Origin of the sequence: Qaidamihabitans albus, assembly GCF_016464705.1 — a bacterium.
Taxonomy (GTDB): domain Bacteria; phylum Actinomycetota; class Actinomycetes; order Mycobacteriales; family Pseudonocardiaceae; genus Qaidamihabitans; species Qaidamihabitans albus.
On record NZ_JAEHOB010000007.1, the window covers coordinates 156,572 to 174,409 of the forward strand.

A 17,838-nucleotide genomic window follows, 5' to 3' on the forward strand; every position below is an offset into this window, starting at 1 on the left:
GTCGCGTCGATCCGGGAGGAACCATGACCGTCGCAGGCCAGTCCACGAGTTCGCCGAGACGCCGTGAGGCCCCGGACCGCAACCTCGCGATGGAACTGGTGCGGGTCACCGAGGCGGCCGCGATGGCTGCTGGCCGGTGGGTCGGCAAGGGCGACAAGAACGGTGGCGACGGCGCCGCGGTCGACGCCATGCGGCAGCTCATCGGCACCGTTTCGATGCGGGGCGTTGTCGTCATCGGCGAGGGCGAGAAGGACGAGGCGCCCATGCTGTTCAACGGCGAGCAGGTCGGCAACGGCGACGGGCCGGACTGTGACGTCGCGGTCGACCCGATCGACGGTACGACCCTGATGGCCAAGGGCATGCCCAACGCGCTGGCCGTGCTCGCCGTCGCCGAGCGCGGCGCGATGTTCGACCCTTCCGCCGTGTTCTACATGGAGAAGCTGGCGGTGGGTCCCGAGGCGGCCGGTGCGGTGGACCTGTCCGCGCCGATCGCGGAGAACATCCGCCGGGTGGCGAGGGCGAAGCACAGCAGCGTTTCCGACGTCACCGTCTGCATCCTCGACCGGCCCCGGCACGAGCAGATCGTGAAGGAGGTCCGCGAGGCCGGTGCCCGAATCCGGTTCATCACCGACGGTGACGTGGCCGGGGCGATCGCCGCCGCCCGCCCGACGACCGGTGTCGACATGTTGCTCGGGATCGGCGGCACGCCCGAGGGCATCATCGCCGCCTGCGCGATGAAGTGCCTCGGCGGCGAGCTGCAGGGGCGCCTGTGGCCGAAGGACGACGCCGAGCGGGAGAAGTCGCGCGCGGCCGGGCACGACCCCGACCGGGTGCTCACCACCGACGACCTCGTGCGCGGGGACAACGTGTTCTTCTGCGCCACCGGGGTGACCGACGGCGACCTGCTGCGTGGCGTGCACTACCGCGCGGGCGGCGCCACCACGCAGTCGATCGTGATGCGGTCCAAGTCCGGCACGGTGCGCCTGATCGACGGCTACCACCGGCTGACGAAGCTGCGGGACTACTCGTCCGTGGACTTCGACGGCGGCCCCACGGACGACGACGTCGTCCCGCCGCTTCCCTGATGGGCGTCGGCCTACGGCGGGGCGGTGCCCGGCTCGCCGCAGTCGTCGCCGGGGTGCTGGCGCTGGCAGGCACGGCGGTGCCACAGGCTTCCGCGGTGCAGCCGTTCATCGTGGGCGGAATCGAGGCGGACCAGCCGTATCCGTTCATGGTGTCGCTGCAGTTCGCCTCCGGCGAGCACTTCTGCGGCGGCGCGCTCGCGGCCCCCGGGTGGGTGCTGACCGCGGCGCACTGCGTGCAGGGCCGGCAGCCCGGCGCGGTGACCGCGCGGATCGGCAGCAACGACCGCACCGACGGCGGCGAGACACGCCCGGTGGCGGAGTTCGTCGCGCACCCGGAGTACGACCCGGACGGTGCGGGCGGTGACCTCGCGCTGGTGCGGCTGGCGGAACCGGCGCAGGCGGCGCCGGTCGAGCTCGGCACGGAAGCCGCCGTCGGCACGGCGACCCGGCTGCTCGGCTGGGGACAGACGTGCCCGGCGGAGGGATGCGGCACGAGCCCGGTGATGTTGCAGCAGCTGGACACGACGATCGTCGACGGCGCCGGGTGCAGCGCCTTCGACGCCACGGTCGAGCTGTGCACGGGCAACCCCGGCGGCACCGCGGGGCCCTGTTACGGCGACTCCGGAGGGCCCCAGCTCATGCGGGTCGAGGACCGGTGGCTGCTGCTCGGCGTCTCCAGCCGCCCCGGCAACGACGACGCGACGTGCGGTACCGGACCGTCGATCTACACCTCGGCGGTGGCCTACGAACCGTGGATCACCGAACAGCTCGGCACGGCACCGGAGCCACCACCCGTTCCGGAACCAGCCCCGGCCCCGCGGTGGTGAAGCTCCCTCGCCCGGGCCGGGCGAGCGGGTCGTGGGTCAGTCGGCGTTGGTCGAGTGGCCGGGGAAGAGGCGCGCGCTCGGATCGAGGGTGACCGCGATGTTGTTGATCGCCGTCGCCGCCTCGCCGAAGCCGGTGGCGATGAGCTTCACCTTCCCCGGGTAGGCGGCCACGTCGCCCGCCGCGTAGACGCGGTCGCGGGCGGTCGCCATGGTGGAGTCCACCGCGATCGAGCGCTTGTGGATCTCCAGCCCCCAGGTCTCGATCGGGCCGAGGTCCGCCGTGAAGCCGAGCGCCGCGACGACGGTCTGCGCGGGCAGCACCAGCCGCTCGCCGCCCTTGATCTCGACCTCGACCTCGCCGAGCTCGCCGTCGCCGTTGGCGCGCAGATCGCGGACCTCCGCGTCGGTGATGAGCCGGATCCCGGTCTCGCGGGCCTGCCGCACGATCGACTCCGCCGCGCGGAACTTCGCCCGCCGGTGCACCAGCGCCACACTCGACGCGATCGGCTGCAGCGCGAGCGCCCAGTCGAAGGCGGAGTCGCCGCCGCCGACCACGACGACGTCCTCGCCGCGGTGCGCGTCGAGCGCCGGGACGAAGTGCACCATGCCCCTGCCGAGCCAGCCGTCGCCCGCGGGCAGCGGCCGTGGCGTGAACTCACCGATCCCGGCGGTGATGAGCACCGCCCCGGCCCGCACGACGTCGCCGCCGTCCAGCGTCATCTCCAGCCCGTCCCCGGTCTTCTCGAGCGTGACGGCCTTGCGGCCGAGCAGGTACACCGGGTCCCACGGTGCGGCCTGCTCGACCAGCCCCTTGATCAGGTCCCGGCCGCGGATCCCCGGGAACCCGGCGACGTCGTAGATCATCTTCTCCGGGTACATGGCGGTGACCTGCCCGCCGGATTCCGGCAGCGAGTCCACGATCGCCATCGAAAGACCGCGGAACCCGGCGTAGTACGCCGCGAACAGACCGGTCGGTCCAGCACCGACGATCAGCACGTCGACCGTCAGCGTCTCGGGCGAGCCCATGGCTCACCGTCCTTCCCGCCGTGGTGGGTGGCCGTCACCCTCGATCCTAGTGCGCAACGACACCGGGCGGACGGATGCGCGGTGGGACAGACTGGCGCCATGGCTGAACAGGAATACCGGATCGAGCACGACACGATGGGCGAGGTGAGGGTCCCCGCCGACGCCCTGTACCGCGCGCAGACACAGCGTGCCGTGGAGAACTTCCCGATCTCCGGCCGCGGTCTCGAACGCGCCCAGATCCGCGCGCTCGGCCTGCTCAAGGCCGCCGCGGCCCGCGTCAACGCCCGCCTCGGCGTCCTGGAGGCCGACGTCGCCACGGCGATCGCGACCGCCGCCGACGAGGTGGCGGAGGGCAGGCACGACGCCCACTTCCCGATCGACGTCTTCCAGACCGGGTCCGGGACGTCGTCGAACATGAACGCCAACGAGGTCATCGCCACCCTGGCCGCGCGGGCACTGGGCCGGGACGTGCATCCCAACGACCACGTGAACGCCTCCCAGTCCTCCAATGACACCTTCCCGACCACGATCCACGTCGCCGCGACCGAGGCGGTGCTCACCGACGTCGTCCCGGCACTCGACCATCTCGCTGCCACGATCGAGAGCCGCGCCGCCGAGTGGCGGGACGTGGTGAAGTCGGGCCGCACGCACCTGATGGACGCGGTGCCGATCACGCTCGGCCAGGAGGCGGGAGCGTGGGCCGCGCAGGTGCGCTTCGGCATCGAGCGGCTGCGCAGCGGCCTGCCCCGGCTCGGGGAGCTGCCGATCGGCGGCACCGCGGTGGGTTCCGGGCTGAACGCGCCTGCCGGGTTCGGCGCCGCGGTCGCCGGCGAGCTGGCGAACGTCACCGGCCTGCCGCTCACCGAGGCACGCGACCACTTCGAGGCGCAGGCCAGCCAGGACGGCGTGGTGGAGACGTCCGGCCACCTGCGCACGGTCGCGGTGTCGCTGAACAAGATCGCCAACGACCTGCGCTGGCTGGGCTCCGGCCCGCGTGCCGGGCTGGCCGAGCTGGCGCTGCCGGATCTGCAGCCGGGCTCGTCGATCATGCCGGGCAAGGTCAACCCGGTGATCCCGGAGGCGACGCTCCAGGTCGTCGCGCAGGTGATCGGCAACGATGCCGCGGTCGCGTTCGCCGGCTCGCAGGGCAACTTCCAGCTGAACGTGAACCTGCCCGTGATCGCCCGCAACGTACTGGAGTCGGCGCGGCTGCTGGCGGCGGTGTCTCGGCTGCTGGCGGACAAGGTGTTCGCGGAGCTCACCGTGAACGTCGAGCGCGCCCGCGCCTACGCCGAGGGCTCGCCGTCGATCGTGACGCCACTGAACGCCTACATCGGCTACGAGGAGGCGGCCGCCGTCGCCAAGCAGGCGCTGGCCGAGCTCAAGCCGATCCGGGACGTCGTGCTCGAACGCGGCCACGTGGCGAGCGGCAAGCTCACCGAGGCGCAGCTCGACGAGGCCCTCGACGTGCTCAGGATGGCGCGCGGCGGCAAGTGAGCGGCGGTCACGGCGACCTGCGGACGAGGCCGGTGAAGCCGGCGACGAACAGGGTGAGAAAGGCCCACGCCAGGGCCTGCAGCACCCACGTCGCGGCGAGCACAGTCTGGCCGGCACCGGTACCTGCGTCGATCACGCAGCGCCGGCCGCCATCCGTCCGGACCAGCGGCGCCGCCGCGCTCAGCGCGAGCCCGGCCTGTTCCACCACCGAGCACGGGCCGCCCTCACCGGGGCGGCTCGTGACTCCGGCCGCGCCCGCGACGCCGACGGTGAGCACGATCGACACGAGCAGGGTGCCGATCAGCCAGAGCAACGCCAGCGCCGGCCGGTAGCCGTAGCCCACCGTCGGCCCGGTGACGCGGTGCCAGAGCCGGCCCCAGAACCCGAGCTCACCACGCCTGAGCAGATCCTTCTGCCGGCGATGTGGATGCGCCGGACGTCCCGCTCGTGCCCGGTGGAGCCGTGCGCCGCGGCGAGCTGGAAGTACGGCTGGCTCGCGTAGTAGTTCGTCCCGGTGGAGAGCAGGTCCAGCCACTCCGTCAGATCGGCGTGCCGCGCCTGCCCGCCGTAGGTCAGCCCGTTGAGATCGACCGGTCCGTCGGCGAACGACACCGGTAGCAGCAGGTCACCGGCGACCGCGGTCTGCGACAGGTTCAGGGCGAGGTCGCCGGGCTCGGCCGCCCGCGCGCGCCCGCCCTCGCAGATCAGCCGTCCTCCGATGCGGGCGCCGACCAGCCGGACCGTCCCGGTGTCCCGCCGTCCCTCGGCCCGGAAGTCCCCGTTCAACATCACGTTGCTCGCGGTCTGCAGGTAGTCGGCGATCAGTGCGGGGCCGTCGGGATTGCGCACGACGGCGCCGGTCATGTTCAGCTGCCCGCCGAGCACGGCCCCCGGCAGCCGGACCGTGCCCAGTGTGCCGCGGCCGTCGGCACGGAAGCCACGGTTGAGAAAGACCCCACCGCCGGTGTGCAGGTTGCTCGCCTGCACGGCCGGCCCGTCCGCGCTGGTCAGCCGGGCGCCACTGAGGTCGAGCAGCCCGCCGAGCCTGCTGCCGCCCAGCTCGATCGGCGCGTGGAGACCGTCCGAGCGCAGGCGCACGTCCCGCAGCACGAGGCTGCGCTCGAGGGTCATCTCCTGCGCGGCGACACTCGTCGCCACCAGCCCCGACAGGTCCACCGCGCGCAGCAGGCCGCCGGTCAGCCGCACCGCCCCGTCCACGTGGCAATCGAGGAGCCGCAGTGGGAGCTGGGAGTCCACCTCGGAGAGGTCGAGCTCGCCGATGATCCGTGCGCCCCGCAGCCGGAGCCCTCGCGGGTCGGGCCGCTCGCCGCCGTGCCACGGGAACCTCCCGGCCATGACCTGCCGTACGAACTCGGCCCGCACCTCGCGCTCCTCCGTGTCTTCGAGGTCTTCGAGGTCTCCGAGGTCTCCGAGGTCTCCGAGGTCTTCGAGGTCTCCGAGGTCGAGCAAGGTGCCGGCGAGAACGGCGCCGGCGAGGGCGCGCTCGGTCTCGGTCAGATCACCCGGGGTCAACGTGGCCATGCCGCGCAGGCTAGCGGCGGGCGGCCCGATACCCGCACGGCGCGGGTGACCGGTAAGGTAACCGCCCGATCCGGTGAACCGCGCTGCACGATCGTGCGGCGCTGACCGGTGGAGACGACTGGGGCCCGGCCTCGCGGGTTACGAGACAGCTTTGGGAACAGGGGGACTCGGCGGATGCCGCAGCCGCGAGCCAGCGCGCCCGAGGGCACCGCCCAGCCGTCGCCGCGGCGGTACCGCCCCGAGCTGCAGGGCCTGCGCGCCGTCGCCGCCCTGCTCGTCGTCGCCTATCACGTGTGGCTCGACCGCATCTCCGGCGGCGTCGACGTGTTCTTCCTGGTGTCCGGCTTCCTCATCACCGGGCAGCTCGTCCGGGTGGCGGCGCGCGGCCGGATCGAGTTCCGGCCGATGTGGGGCCGCATCATCAAGCGGCTCCTCCCTGCCGCGCTGACCGTCCTGCTGGCGACCATGGCGGTCGCCGTGGTGCTGCTGCCCCAGCACCGCTGGTTCGACACGATCCGCGAGGTGGTCGCCTCGGCGCTGTTCGTGGAGAACTGGCGGCTCGCCGCCGACTCGGTCGACTACTTCGCCCAGCACGACACGGCCAGCGTCGTCCAGCACTTCTGGTCGCTGTCCATCCAGGGCCAGTTCTACCTCGCCTGGCCGCTGCTGATCGCGGCCGTCGCCCTGCTCGCGCGGCGGGCGGGCTGGGACCTGCGGTCCACCCTGGGGGCGAGCCTGGCCGTGCTCCTCGGCACGTCGCTGGCCTACTCGGTCTGGCTCACGGCGGTGAACCAGCCGCTCGCGTACTTCACCTCGCTCACCCGGATCTGGGAGTTCGCCCTCGGCGGGCTGCTGGCACTGGTGATCGACGCGATCGCGCTGCCCCGCGCGCTGCGGATAGCGCTCGGCTGGCTCGGCGTCGCCGGGCTGGTCCTGTGCGGCCTCGTCCTCCAGATCGGCACCGTCTTTCCCGGCTACGCCGCACTGTGGCCGACGCTGTCCGCGTCGCTCGTCCTGCTCGCCGGCGCGACCGGCAGCCGCATCGGCGCCGACCGGCTGCTCTCGTCCCGGCCGCTGGAGTACCTCGGCAACATCAGCTATGCGCTGTACCTGTGGCACTGGCCGGTGCTGATCTTCTACCTCGTCGCCAGGGACACGCCGAAGGTCGGCTGGTGGGAGGGCGCCGCCCTGATCGCCGGCGCCACGGCGCTGGCGGCCCTGACCTACCACCTGATCGAGACCCCGGTGCGGGATTCGCGGATCGGCGTCGCGACCCGCTGGGGCGCGTACCGGTTCGCGGCACTAGCGCTCGCTCCGGTACTGGTCTTCGCCGGCGGCTGGGAGTACGTGAGCCAGCAGAAGGCCTCGTACACCGCCTCCCCGGACGATCCGGTGCACCCCGGCGCGCGGGCGGTCGCCGCCGAACTGCCGGTGTTCGACGCCGAGGCGCCGATCGTGCCGCCCTTCATCGCGCTGCGGGACGAGTTCGTGGCCTTCGAGGAGAAGGACTGCACGGTGGCCGAGCGCCACGCCGAACTGGTGATCTGCACGACCGGGACCACCGGTCCGCCCGATCGGCGGATCGTGGTGGCCGGGGACTCGCACTCGCAGCAGTACATCGGCGCGCTCGCACCGATCGCCGAGGCGAGCAACTGGGAGATCATCTCGATGGGGCGCGGCGGTTGCCCGCTCTCGACCGGTTCCGAGAACTCGCCCGGCGACCAGAGCTGCCTGGACTGGAACGAGGCGGTGGCCGAGGAGATCATCGAGATGCGGCCGGACGCCGTACTGACGATGGCGACCAGGGACGTGCGTGCCGGGCTCACCGAATGGACCCCGCCCGGCTACGTCGAGCAGTGGCAGCGGCTCGCCGACGCGGACATCCCCGTGGTGGCCGTGCGGGACAACCCGCGCTACGACTTCGAGCCCTCCGCGTGCGTGGAGCGGCACGGACCCGGCGCGCCCGAGTGCAGCGTCCCGCGGTCCGACCTGTACGCACCCGAGCCGCCGTACGCGGCGCTCGACACGCCGCCCGGGGTGTCCTTCCTCGACCTCAGCGACTACTTCTGCCCCGAGGACGTGTGCCGCCCGGTGATCGGCAACGTGCTGGTGTACCTGGACGACAACCACGTCACGGCGAGCTACATGGCGACGCTGGCCCCGGCGCTCGCCGAGCACCTGGCCGCCGCGCTGCGCTGGCCGCAGGACGCCTGAGCCCGGCCACTCGTGAGTGCGCACGCGAGTTAGAACACTGTTACGCGCTCACGACCGGTGACCAGCGGGTTCGAGGACAGGCTAGGTGAGCAGCTGCCGGGCCATCTCCTTGGCGTTGCCGACCGCACCGGGGACGACCCCCAGCGAGGCGGTCACCGTGGCGCCTTCCAGCAGCATCAGCAGTGACGTCGCGACCTTGCGCGGGTTGCGCAGACCCGCCTCTCGCGCCAGTGTCCGCAGGTAGTCGAGCATCCACTGCTTCTGCTCCCGGATCACCTCGCGGCCGGGATGGGTGGCGTCCGGCAGCTCGGCCTGCGCGTTGACGAACGCGCAGCCGCGCGTGTTCTCGGTGGTGATCCACTGCTCCAGCGCGTCGAACACCAGCAGCAACCGCCGGGCCGGGGTGATCCGCGCCCGCTGCTCGACGACCCTCACCACGTGCTCGCGCCAGCGTTCGTCGCGCCGGCGCAGATAGCAGCCGATCAGCGCGTCCTTGGAGCCGAAACGGTCGTACAGCGTCTTCTTCGTGACCCCGGCCTCGGTGGCGATCGACTCGACGCCGACGGCGTGGATGCCGTTGTCGTAGAACAGCCGCCCGGCGACATCGAGCACCCGCTCGGCGGCCGGGGTCAACGTCAGTTCCTCAGTCACCCCTCGACGGTATACCGACCGGTCTAGGCGTGTCTTCCCGGCAGGAGATTCGGCAGGCGAAATGTCGGTGTCCGGGGTGATGATGTCGGCATGTGGCTTCACGAAGTCGTGGCCGCCTCGGCGGCGCTCGCCGCCACGCGCTCGCGCAAGGCGAAGACCACGATCCTCGCCGACCTGCTGGGCGCAGCCCCGGCCGGCGAGCTCGCGGCCACGGTCGCGTTCCTGACCGGCACGCCCACCCAGGGCCGGATCGGCGCCGGCTGGCGCACGCTGGCCGCGCTGCGCACCGAGCCCGCAGCCGAGCCGTCACTCACGGTCGCCGAGGTCGACACCGCGCTCGGCGAGGTCGCGGAGACCACGGGCAGCGGCTCGGCGGCCCGCCGCGCCGAGGTGCTCGGCGGCCTGTTCGCCCGCGCGACGGAGGCCGAGCAGAGCTTCCTGTTCCGGCTGCTGACCGGCGAGCTCCGGCAGGGCGCGCTCGAAGGCGTGATGGTCGACGCGATCGCCGCCGCCACCGAGGTGCCCGGCGAGGCGGTGCGCCGGGCGTTCATGCTCTCCGGGCGGCTGCCCGCGACGGCGAGCGCGGCGATGTCCGGCGGCAGCGCCGCGCTGGCCGAGTTCCGGATCGAGCTGGGCAGGCCGGTCCGCCCGATGCTGGCCTCGCCCGCGGAGACGCTGGCCGACGCGCTCGCCGAGCTGCGATCCGTCTCGGTGGAGTACAAGATGGACGGTGCGCGCATCCAGGTGCACCGCGACGGCGACGAGGTCCGCGTCTACACGCGCACGCTGCGGGACGTCACCCCGCACGTCGGCGAGCTCGCCGACCTCGTGCGCTCGCTGCCGTGCGAGTCCGTGGTCCTCGACGGCGAGACGCTGGCGCTCACCGACGAGGGCAGGCCCCGACCGTTCCAGGAGACGATGTCACGCTTCGGGAGCAGTCGTGAGGAGCAGGTCCGCGCGCTGCTGCTGCGCCCGTACTTCTTCGACTGCCTGCACCTCGACGGGACGGATCTGCTGGACGCGCCGCTGCGTGAGCGCAACACCGCGCTCCGCAAGGTCGCCGGCGAGCACGTGATCCCCGGGGAGATCGAGCCCGCCGACCCGGAGGCGATCCTGTCCGGCTCGCTCGACTCGGGTCACGAGGGCGTGCTCGTGAAGGACCTCGACTCGCCGTACGCGGCCGGGCGGCGCGGGCGCGCGTGGCTGAAGGTGAAGCCGGTGCACACGCTCGACCTCGTGGTGCTCGGCGCCGAGTGGGGGCACGGCAGGCGTACCGGCTACCTGTCGAACCTGCATCTCGGCGCGCGCGACCCCGACGGCGGGCCGCCGATCATGGTCGGCAAGACGTTCAAGGGGCTCACCGACGAGCTGCTCGCCTGGCAGACCGCGGAGCTGCCGGGAATCGAGACCCACCGCGACGACTGGACCGTGTACGTCCGCCCCGAGCTGGTCGTGGAGATCGAGCTGGACGGCGCGCAGGTGAGCACCCGCTACCCCGGCGGGGCCGCTCTCCGGTTCGCCCGCGTGCTGCGGTACCGGCCGGACAAGGACCCCGCCGAGGCGGACACGATCGACGCCGTGCGCGCGATGCTGCGCGGCTGATCGGCGCCGCCACCGCCGCGAACCTCCTGGCCCTCCCAGCGAGGTCGGTTAGGGTCGGTCGCATGGCAGCAACTGTGCAGAACCTGGTCACGTCGGGCGTCTTCGAGCTCGACGGCGGAAGCTGGAACGTCGACAACAACGTGTGGATCGTGGGCGACGACACCGAGGTGATCGTCATCGACGCCGCGCACGACGCCGGACAGATCGCGGGCGTGATCGGCGAGCGCGCCGTCCGGGCCATCGTGTGCACACATGCCCACAACGACCACGTCAACGCCGCGCCCGACCTGGCCGAACGCACCGGCGCACCGATCCTGCTGCACCCCGAGGACCGCGGGCTGTGGGACCTCACCCATCCGGACCGGGCGCCGGACGACAAGCTCTGCGACGCCCAGACACTGTCGATCGCCGGCACCGAGCTGAGCATCCTGCACACACCGGGCCACGCGCCGGGCGCGGTCTGCCTTTACGCGGCCGACCTCGGCGCGGTGTTCACCGGTGACACTCTCTTCAGCGGCGGGCCGGGCGCCACCGGCCGCTCGTACTCCGACTACCCGACGATCGTGAAGTCGATCCGGGAGCGCCTGTTCGCGCTGCCCGACGACACCACGGTCTACACCGGCCACGGCGAGCACACCACGATCGGCGCCGAGAAAGACGGCTCGACGGGCTGGCCCGTCCCCTGACCGGGCACGGCGGCGGACCGGTTCCGCCCTGTCCGGTTTGACCACGTAAGCTGGAGCCTCGTGCGCTTTCTGGATGGCCACCGGCCCGCCCACGACCTGACCTACGACGACGTCTACCTGCTGCCGAACCGATCGGCCGTGGAGTCCCGTTTCGACGTCGACCTCTCCACCGCCGACGGCACCGGCACGACGATTCCGGTCGTGGTCGCCAACATGACGGCGGTCGCCGGCAGGCGGATGGCGGAGACGGTCGCCCGGCGCGGCGGCCTCGTCGTGCTACCGCAGGATGTCGAGGCGGCGGCGGTGACCGACATCGTCTCCTGGGTCAAGGACCGGCACACCGTGTGGGACACCCCGCTGGTGCTCACCCCTGGCGACGCGGTGGCCGACGCGCTGAACCTGCTCGGCAAGCGGGCACACGGCGCCGTCGTCGTGGTCGACGCCACGGGCCGGCCGGCCGGAGTGGTCGACGAGGTCTCATGCGCAGGCGTGGACCGGTTCTCGCGGCTCGGTGAGGTCGCCGACACGGCCGTGCTCACCTGCCCGCTCGACACGCCCCCGCGCGAGGTGTTCGACCGTCTGCACGCGCACGGTGGCAGGCTCGCCCTCGGCGTCGACGCGGACGGACGGCTCGCCGGGGTGCTCACCGCGGTCGGCGCGCTGCGGGCGGACATCTACCGGCCCGCCGCGGACGCGGAAGGGCGCCTGCGGGTGGCGGCCGCGATCGGCGTGAACGGTGACGTCGCCGCGAAGGCGGAGGCCGTTCTCGGTGCCGGTGTCGACGTGCTGGTCGTGGACACCGCGCACGGACATCAGGAGAAGATGCTGGCGGCGCTGAAGGCGGTCCGCTCGGTGTCGCCGACGGTTCCGGTGGTGGCGGGCAACGTGGTCACCGCCGAGGGCACGCGCGACCTCATCGAGGCGGGCGCCGACGTGGTCAAGGTCGGTGTCGGGCCGGGCGCGATGTGCACCACCCGCATGATGACCGGCGTCGGGCGCCCGCAGTTCTCGGCAGTGCTGGACTGCGCGGCCGAGGCACGCGCGCACGGCAAGCACGTGTGGGCCGACGGCGGCGTGCGGCACCCCCGCGATGTGGCGCTCGCGCTGGCGGCCGGCGCGTCCGCCGCGATGGTCGGCTCCTGGTTCGCCGGCACCCACGAGTCCCCCGGCGACCTGCGCCACGACGAGCACGGCAGGCCGTACAAGGAGTCCTTCGGCATGGCCTCCAAGCGAGCGGTCGGCGCGCGCACCCGCACCGACGACGTGTACGAGCGCTCGCGGAAGGCCATCTTCGAAGAGGGCATCTCGTCGTCCCGGATGGCGCTCGACCCCGCCCGCCCCGGTGTCGAGGACCTGCTCGACTCGATCACCGCGGGAGTGCGGTCGGCCTGCACCTACGCGGGTGCGGCCACCCTGGAGCAGTTGCACGAGCGTGCCGTGCTGGGCGTGCAGTCGAGCGCGGGGTTCGCGGAGGGCAGACCGCTGCCCACCGGCTGGTGACGGCCGGCCGCCGCAGACCGCCCTACGCTGGGTGTGTGGACGAAGCGGTGGTCGTGACGGACCTGGTCAAGCGCTACCGGCGCAGCGGGCCGAACGCGGTGGACGGGCTGAGCTTCGCCGTGCACCACGGCGAGGTGTTCGGGCTGCTCGGCCCGAACGGCGCCGGTAAGACGACGACGGTCGGCGTGCTCACCACGCGCGCGCGGCCCACGTCGGGCCGGGCCGAGCTGCACGGCGTGGACGTCGTGCGGGCGCCGAGCACGGCGCGGCAGCTGCTCGCGGTGGTCCCGCAGCGCAACAACCTGGACCGCTCGCTCAACATCCGGCAGAACCTTCTCTTCCACGCGATCTATCACGGCGTGGACCGGGCCGAGCGCATCCGGCGGGCCGACGAGATCCTCGACCGGATGGGCCTCACGGACCAGGCGAAGGAGCGCATCGACTTCGTCTCCGGCGGCCAGTCCCAGCGGGTGATGATCGCCAGGGCGCTGATGCACAACCCGAGGGTGCTCTTTCTCGACGAGCCCTCGACCGGGCTCGACCCGCAGGCGCGCCTGTTCGTGCACGACCGGATCGCGGACCTGCGCCGCGAGGGGGTCACCGTCGTGCTCACCACGCACGACATGGACGAGGCCGAGAAACTGTGCGACCGCGTCGGCATCGTCGACCACGGCAGGCTGCTCGCACTGGACACGCCCGGCGCGCTCACCCGCGCGCTGCCGGGCAGTGCGACGCTGAGCGTTTCGGTGAGCGCCGACGGGCACGATCCGGACGTCGTGAGCGGCAAGTTCGCCGCCGTGGACGGCATCGAACGGGTGGAGCACACGGCGGACGAGCAGTTCCGGCTCTACACCGGGCGCGAGCCGGCGGCGGTACTACCGGACGTGCTCGGGACGGCGGGCGCGGCGGGCTGCGCGGTCACCGACCTCTCGATCGGCCGGCCCAGTCTCGAGGACGTGTTCATCCACCTGACCGGACGGGAGCTGCGGTAATGGCGACCACGACGACACAGACCGCCGGGACCGCACCCTCGACACCGCCGACGCGGGCCACGGCCGCGACCGCCGCGCGAACCTTCTTCGCCGTGCTCTGGCGCGATGTGTTCGTCACCGGCAGGGAGCTGGGCCCGTTCCTGGCCCAGGTGGTGATCCAGCCGTTCTTCATGCTGTTCATCTTCGGCACTGTGCTGACCGGCATCGGCTACGTCGAGGAGAACTTCGTCCAGATCCTGCTGCCCGGGATCGTGGCGCTCAACGGCTTCCTCGGCGCGCTGCAGAACACGACGATGCCGCTGGTGCTCGACTTCTCCTGGACGCGGGAGATCGAGGACCGGTTGCTGGCGCCGATGCCGATCCCGCTGGTCGCGCTGGAGAAGATGGTCTTCGGCGCACTGCGCGGGATCATCGCCGCGTTGCTGATGATCCCGGTCGGTTTCCTGATCCTGGAAGGCATCCACTGGCCGATGTCGGCGTGGCCGGGCGTGCTCGGCATGGTGGTGCTCGGCTCGCTCGCCGGCGCCGCGATCGGCATGACGATCGGCACGCTCGTCTCGCCCCGCCGCATCAACGTGATGTTCGCGGTGATCCTGGTGCCGCTGATGTTCACGGGGTCCACGCAGTTCCCGTGGTACGGACTGGAGCACCTGCGCTGGTTCCAGGTGGTGTGCGCGCTGAACCCGCTGACCTACGTCAGCGAGGGCATGCGCTCGCTGCTCATCGGCGACACCGTGCGGTCCATCCCGCTGTGGATCGACGTGCCGGTGGCGATCGGCGCGATCGCGCTCTTCGGCGCGATCGGGATCAAGGGCTTCATGCGCCGCGCCCTCGACTGAGCCCGGCGGGTCGTGAGTGCGCACCCGAGTTAGAACTCGCGTGCGCACTCTCCCCTACTGTGGCGGAAAAGCGTGCCACAGCGGGGGCCCAGACCCGGCGGTGGCCTCGGTGGGCTCGGTGGGCTACCCGTGGTACTCCAGCATCTCGGTCACCAGCGCGGCGATCGGCGAACGCTCGGAGCGCGTGAGCGTCACATGCGCGAACAGCGGATGCCCCTTGAGTTTCTCGATCACCGCCGAGACGCCGTCGTGCCTGCCGACCCGCAGATTGTCCCGCTGCCCGACGTCGTGGGTGAGCACGACGCGCGACGCGGACCCCAGCCGGGACAACACGGTGAGCAGGACGTTGCGCTCCAGTGACTGCGCCTCGTCGACGATCACGTACGAGTCGTGCAGCGAGCGGCCGCGGATGTGCGTGAGCGGCAGCACCTCCAGCATGCCCCGGTCGAACACCTCGTCGAGCACGTTCTCGCTGACCAGGGCGCCGAGGGTGTCGAAAACCGCCTGCGCCCACGGCTGCATCTTCTCGCTCTCCGAGCCGGGAAGGTAGCCGAGCTCCTGCCCGCCGACCGCGTAGACCGGGCGGAAGACCACCACCTTGCGGTGCGCCCTGCGCTCCATCACCGACTCGAGCCCGGCGCACAGCGCCAGCGCCGACTTGCCCGTACCGGCCCGGCCGCCCAGCGACACGATCCCCACCTCGGGGTCGAGCAGCAGGTCCAGCGCGATGCGCTGTTCGGCCGAGCGCCCGTGCAGGCCGAAGGCCTCCCGGTCGCCGCGCACGAGGCGGACCTTCTTGTCGTGCGTCACCCGGCCGAGCGCGCTCGCCGTTCCGGCGAGCAGCCGCAGCCCGGTGTGGCACGGCAGTTCGGCCGCCTCGGGCACGCCGAAGTCGGTGAGGTCGGCGGTGCTGTCCGAGAATAGGGCGTCGAGCGCCTCCTGCGGAACGTGCAGGTCGGCCGTGCCGGTCCAGCCGGACGGGGTCACCTCCTGCGCGCGGTACTCGTCCGCGTCGAGGCCGACGGCGCCGGCCTTCACCCGCAGCGGGATGTCCTTGGTGACCAGCGTGACCGACGTCAGCTCGTCGGCGAGGTTCAGCGCGCAGGCCAGGATGCGGTGGTCGTTGGAGTCGGTGCGAAAGCCCGGCGGCAGCACCGTCGGGTCCGAGTGGTTGAGCTCCACGTGCAGGGTCCCGCCGTGCTCACCGATGGGCACCGGTGCGTCGAGCCGTCCGTGTGTGCGCCGTAGGTCGTCGAGCAGCCGCAACGCCTCCCGCGCGAACCAGCCCAGTTCGGGGTGGTGGCGCTTGGCCTCCAGCTCACTTATCACGACGAGCGGAAGCACCACCGAGTGCTCGGCGAACCTGGTCACCGCCCATGGGTCGGACAGCAACACCGAGGTGTCGAGCACGTAGGTGTAGCGCTGTGTGTCGGATTCTCCGGAGTCTTTCGAGTCTGGGGCGCCAGGGGCTTCCTCAGTGCCAGTGGCACTGGTCGAAGAGCGGCCGGAGGCCTTTCGGGGCAAACGCTGCGCAGTCACGACGGCATCTCCCTCGTGGGCGTGGCACCACGCCCGCACTCGCTGGGCCGGGCACTGCCCTGGCTGGTCCGCTCCCGACGCCGAAGCGTCAGCCGCGACCACGAGGGCCCGGTGCCGGCCCCCTCGTGCGTTTCCTGAACGGCTTCGCCGTTCTCTCAACCACTGCCACGACCAGGGCCTCCCGCGACGGTCCGCATGGGTTCGCGACCCGTCACCTCGGAAGCTACCTGTGACGGCGCCTTCATGCAGGCAGCCAGGCAGGTGATTCGCCGACTGGTCATCTGACGGAAAGTCCGTGATCACTTACAGCGCGCATATGACGGTGTTTTAGTCACGCTCCGTGTCCGCTACGCCGATCGCGGGAGCCCTGTTCCGGTAACCGTCACCAATACGAGCCATGAATTCGTTCACAGCGTTCACCGCAACGAGGTATATACCAACCCGAAAAGTTTTTCGCCAGCAGCGCCACGAGTTCCCAGGCGAACGGGTGTTACCACCCGAATCTGACTCACACAATGGTGTAACAGGACGATCACAGTACGGCTGAATGGAGTAATTTCCTTTCCACGGACGCACCGGACTTCCCGGTTGCCCCGGATTCGAAATAAACGAACTAGGAGTGTGCGAAGTGCTGAAGAAGGCTGGTTTCGTGACCGCCACCACTGCCGCGCTGCTGATGGTCGGCGGCACCGCGTTCGCTACCCCAGCGGAGTCCCCCGTTCCCGTTCCCGTCGACGACGGCATCACCTTCTCCGACGCCTTCTACCAGTTCACCGAAGGTGGCGGCGCACTCGGCTACGGCGCGGCCTCCCTGGTCGCCGGCGCCTACACGGGCATCGCCCGTACGCCGCACCTGATCCTCAACCCGGCGGGCGACTGATCCCTCCGCCAGACGAGAGGCCGGTGGCCCGCGGGAGCATCCCGCGGGCCACCGGCCTGTGTATGTCCGGTCAGGCGCCGTACCTGCGGTGCCTGACCGCGTAGTCCCGCAGGGCCCGCAGGAAGTCGACCCGCCGGAAGGCGGGCCAATAGGCTTCGGTGAACCAGAATTCCGAGTGCGCCGACTGCCACAACAGAAAGCCGGAAAGGCGCTGCTCACCGGATGTACGAATGATGAGGTCGGGATCCGGCTGCCCTGACGTGTACAGGTGCTCGGAAATATGGTCGACGTCGAGTATCTTCGCGAGCTCGTGAATCGACGTGCCCTCGTCGGCGTGCTGCCGGAGCAGTTTGCGCACGGCGTCGGCGATCTCCTGCCTGCCGCCGTAACCGACAGCGACGTTGACGACCATGCCGTTGCGGCCGTCGGTGCGCTGGGCGGCGGCGGTGAGCCTGGCCGTGACCTCGGTCGGCAGGGTGTCCAGCGCGCCGACGATCCGCAGTCGCCACGAGGTGCCCGGTTTGGCCAGTTCGTCCACGACCTCCGGGATGATCTCCATCAGCGCCGTGACCTCTTCCGGCGACCTGCTGCGCATGTTGTCGGTGGACAGCAGCCATAGCGTCACGACCTCGACCTCGGCCTCGCGGCACCAGCCGAGGAAGTCGGCGATCTTCTTGGCTCCCATGCGGTGGCCGTCGTTGACGTCGGTGAAACCGGCTTCCCTCGCCCAGCGTCTGTTGCCGTCGAGCATGATGCCGATGTGTCGGGGCCTGCGCCCGGCGGCTTGCTGCTTCAGGCGCCAGGAGTAGGCGGTGTAGACGACTCTCGAGAGGAAGGACCGAAGGCTCACGTCACGGCAGCGTACGCCTGGCGACGAACAGCACACCGCGCTGTCCTGGCGACGGCAACCTACGGTCCGTAGCGTGGAGTCGTGAGCTTGGCGACCGATTCCCAGCGA

Annotated in this window: 16 protein-coding genes; 10 read left to right on the forward strand and 6 right to left on the reverse strand. The window is 71.4% G+C overall.

Annotated elements, in window-relative coordinates:
- Nucleotides 1–23 precede the first annotated feature (23 nt).
- Both glpX and JAP66_RS15935 read left to right on the forward strand, forming a co-directional pair.
- Nucleotides 24–1,085 carry a class II fructose-bisphosphatase gene (glpX, locus tag JAP66_RS15930; protein ID WP_199432518.1) on the forward strand — a complete coding sequence of 354 codons (1,062 nt, stop codon included), beginning with the start codon at nt 24–26 and terminating at the stop codon, nt 1,083–1,085.
- A complete protein-coding gene (locus JAP66_RS15935) occupies nt 1,085–1,912 on the forward strand; it encodes a S1 family peptidase (protein ID WP_199432519.1) in 828 nt (275 codons plus the stop codon). The genes glpX and JAP66_RS15935 overlap by 1 nt, the downstream gene beginning before the upstream one ends.
- 36 nt (nt 1,913–1,948) lie before the next feature.
- Here JAP66_RS15935 and JAP66_RS15940 read toward each other — a convergent pair whose 3' ends face one another.
- On the reverse strand, nt 1,949–2,938 hold the full coding sequence (locus JAP66_RS15940; RefSeq protein ID WP_199432520.1) for an NAD(P)/FAD-dependent oxidoreductase: 990 nt from the start codon (nt 2,936–2,938) through the stop codon (nt 1,949–1,951).
- A 99-nt stretch (nt 2,939–3,037) separates the two neighbouring features.
- On the opposite strand from JAP66_RS15940, the gene JAP66_RS15945 reads away from it, so the two are divergent.
- A complete protein-coding gene (locus JAP66_RS15945; RefSeq protein ID WP_199432521.1) occupies nt 3,038–4,435 on the forward strand; it encodes a class II fumarate hydratase in 1,398 nt (465 codons plus the stop codon).
- A 7-nt stretch (nt 4,436–4,442) separates the two neighbouring features.
- Here JAP66_RS15945 and JAP66_RS15950 read toward each other — a convergent pair whose 3' ends face one another.
- Together JAP66_RS15950 and JAP66_RS15955 are read right to left on the reverse strand one after the other, a co-directional pair.
- On the reverse strand, nt 4,443–4,778 hold the full coding sequence (locus tag JAP66_RS15950; protein WP_199432522.1) for a hypothetical protein: 336 nt from the start codon (nt 4,776–4,778) through the stop codon (nt 4,443–4,445).
- On the reverse strand, nt 4,736–5,977 hold the full coding sequence (locus tag JAP66_RS15955; RefSeq protein ID WP_199432523.1) for a hypothetical protein: 1,242 nt from the start codon (nt 5,975–5,977) through the stop codon (nt 4,736–4,738). The genes JAP66_RS15950 and JAP66_RS15955 overlap by 43 nt, the downstream gene beginning before the upstream one ends.
- A gap of 174 nt (nt 5,978–6,151) precedes the next feature.
- On the opposite strand from JAP66_RS15955, the gene JAP66_RS15960 reads away from it, so the two are divergent.
- A complete protein-coding gene (locus JAP66_RS15960; RefSeq protein ID WP_199432524.1) occupies nt 6,152–8,191 on the forward strand; it encodes an acyltransferase family protein in 2,040 nt (679 codons plus the stop codon).
- Nucleotides 8,192–8,272: 81 nt separating this feature from the next.
- On the opposite strand, the gene JAP66_RS15965 is transcribed toward JAP66_RS15960, so the two are convergent.
- Nucleotides 8,273–8,842: a TetR/AcrR family transcriptional regulator gene (locus JAP66_RS15965; protein ID WP_199432525.1), complete on the reverse strand. Its 570-nt coding sequence runs from the start codon at nt 8,840–8,842 to the stop codon at nt 8,273–8,275.
- 90 nt (nt 8,843–8,932) lie between these two features.
- Here JAP66_RS15965 and JAP66_RS15970 point away from each other — a divergent pair, with 90 nt between their 5' ends.
- From JAP66_RS15970 to JAP66_RS15990, 5 genes are all read left to right on the forward strand, one after another.
- Complete coding sequence (locus JAP66_RS15970; protein ID WP_199432526.1) at nt 8,933–10,444, forward strand: ATP-dependent DNA ligase; 1,512 nt, start codon at nt 8,933–8,935, stop codon at nt 10,442–10,444.
- A 62-nt stretch (nt 10,445–10,506) separates the two neighbouring features.
- Nucleotides 10,507–11,130, forward strand: coding sequence for an MBL fold metallo-hydrolase (locus tag JAP66_RS15975; protein WP_199432527.1), 624 nt, complete (start codon nt 10,507–10,509; stop codon nt 11,128–11,130).
- A 60-nt stretch (nt 11,131–11,190) separates the two neighbouring features.
- Entirely contained in the window at nt 11,191–12,630 is a 1,440-nt protein-coding gene (gene guaB1 / locus JAP66_RS15980; protein WP_199432528.1) for a GMP reductase, read from the forward strand.
- 35 nt (nt 12,631–12,665) lie between these two features.
- Nucleotides 12,666–13,622: an ABC transporter ATP-binding protein gene (locus tag JAP66_RS15985; RefSeq protein ID WP_199432529.1), complete on the forward strand. Its 957-nt coding sequence runs from the start codon at nt 12,666–12,668 to the stop codon at nt 13,620–13,622.
- Entirely contained in the window at nt 13,622–14,461 is an 840-nt protein-coding gene (locus JAP66_RS15990) for an ABC transporter permease (protein ID WP_199432530.1), read from the forward strand. The genes JAP66_RS15985 and JAP66_RS15990 overlap by 1 nt, the downstream gene beginning before the upstream one ends.
- Nucleotides 14,462–14,584: 123 nt before the next feature.
- Here JAP66_RS15990 and phoH2 read toward each other — a convergent pair whose 3' ends face one another.
- On the reverse strand, nt 14,585–15,871 hold the full coding sequence (phoH2, locus tag JAP66_RS15995; protein WP_199432531.1) for an RNA 5'-3' helicase PhoH2: 1,287 nt from the start codon (nt 15,869–15,871) through the stop codon (nt 14,585–14,587).
- Between the two features lie 778 nt (nt 15,872–16,649).
- On the opposite strand from phoH2, the gene JAP66_RS16000 reads away from it, so the two are divergent.
- Nucleotides 16,650–16,880 carry a hypothetical protein gene (locus tag JAP66_RS16000; RefSeq protein WP_307849581.1) on the forward strand — a complete coding sequence of 77 codons (231 nt, stop codon included), beginning with the start codon at nt 16,650–16,652 and terminating at the stop codon, nt 16,878–16,880.
- 70 nt (nt 16,881–16,950) lie between these two features.
- Here JAP66_RS16000 and JAP66_RS16005 read toward each other — a convergent pair whose 3' ends face one another.
- Nucleotides 16,951–17,730 (reverse strand): isoprenyl transferase, encoded by a 780-nt coding sequence (locus tag JAP66_RS16005; RefSeq protein WP_199432533.1) that lies wholly within the window; start codon nt 17,728–17,730, stop codon nt 16,951–16,953.
- Between the last annotated feature and the right edge of the window lie 108 nt (nt 17,731–17,838).